This window comes from Salmonella sp. FC25216 (genome assembly GCF_057751355.1).
In genome coordinates, this window is sequence record NZ_JBDGON010000031.1 from 1 (window position 1) to 886 (window position 886).

At 50.1% G+C, this 886-nt stretch carries 2 tRNA genes and 2 rRNA genes; all 4 read left to right on the forward strand.

Features of this window, described 5'->3' with window-relative positions:
- Positions 1-62 (forward strand): 16S ribosomal RNA (locus AC3G3F_RS23810); the annotation flags it as partial.
- A gap of 69 nt (positions 63-131) precedes the next feature.
- Positions 132-208: transfer RNA gene (locus AC3G3F_RS23815), tRNA-Ile, on the forward strand.
- 110 nt (positions 209-318) lie between these two features.
- A tRNA-Ala gene (locus AC3G3F_RS23820) sits at positions 319-394 on the forward strand.
- 309 nt (positions 395-703) lie between these two features.
- Positions 704-886: ribosomal RNA gene (locus AC3G3F_RS23825) — 23S ribosomal RNA — on the forward strand; the annotation flags it as partial.

The window sequence follows — 886 nt, forward strand, 5'->3', positions numbered from 1 at the left end:
TGACTGGGGTGAAGTCGTAACAAGGTAACCGTAGGGGAACCTGCGGTTGGATCACCTCCTTACCTGAAAGAAGCGTACTTTGCAGTGCTCACACAGATTGTCTGATGAAAAACGAGCAGTAAAACCTCTACAGGCTTGTAGCTCAGGTGGTTAGAGCGCACCCCTGATAAGGGTGAGGTCGGTGGTTCAAGTCCACTCAGGCCTACCAGATTCGCTCCCGTGCTTTGTTGTGGCAAAGCTCGCATACTTTAAGTATGCTTCGCTTCACCACGCCGCGCCCGGAAACGAATCAAAGGTGAGAGGTTCTGACTACACGATGGGGCTATAGCTCAGCTGGGAGAGCGCCTGCTTTGCACGCAGGAGGTCTGCGGTTCGATCCCGCATAGCTCCACCATCTCGTGAGTGTATTACGAAAAAATACTTCAGAGTGTACCTGCAAGGGTTCACTGCGAAGTTTTGCTCTTTAAAAATCTGGATCAAGCTGAAAATTGAAACAAGAACAATTCCGATTGTTCATGAGTCTCTCAAATTTTCGCAATCATGAAGATGACCTGTAAAAGGTGAAGTGAGCGAAGTGAAGACAAGGCGTACCGCACGCAGCGAGCGCAGTGGACTTGATGTCCATGAGCATCGCGAGTACGGAACAACGCAGTATTCACAACGCGCAACAAACCGGACAGAACAAGACATCTTCGGGTTGTGAGGTTAAGCGACCAAGCGTACACGGTGGATGCCCTGGCAGTCAGAGGCGATGAAGGACGTGCTAATCTGCGATAAGCGCCGGTAAGGTGATATGAACCGTTATAACCGGCGATGTCCGAATGGGGAAACCCAGTGTGACTCGTCACACTATCATTAACTGAATCCATAGGTTAATGAGGCGAAC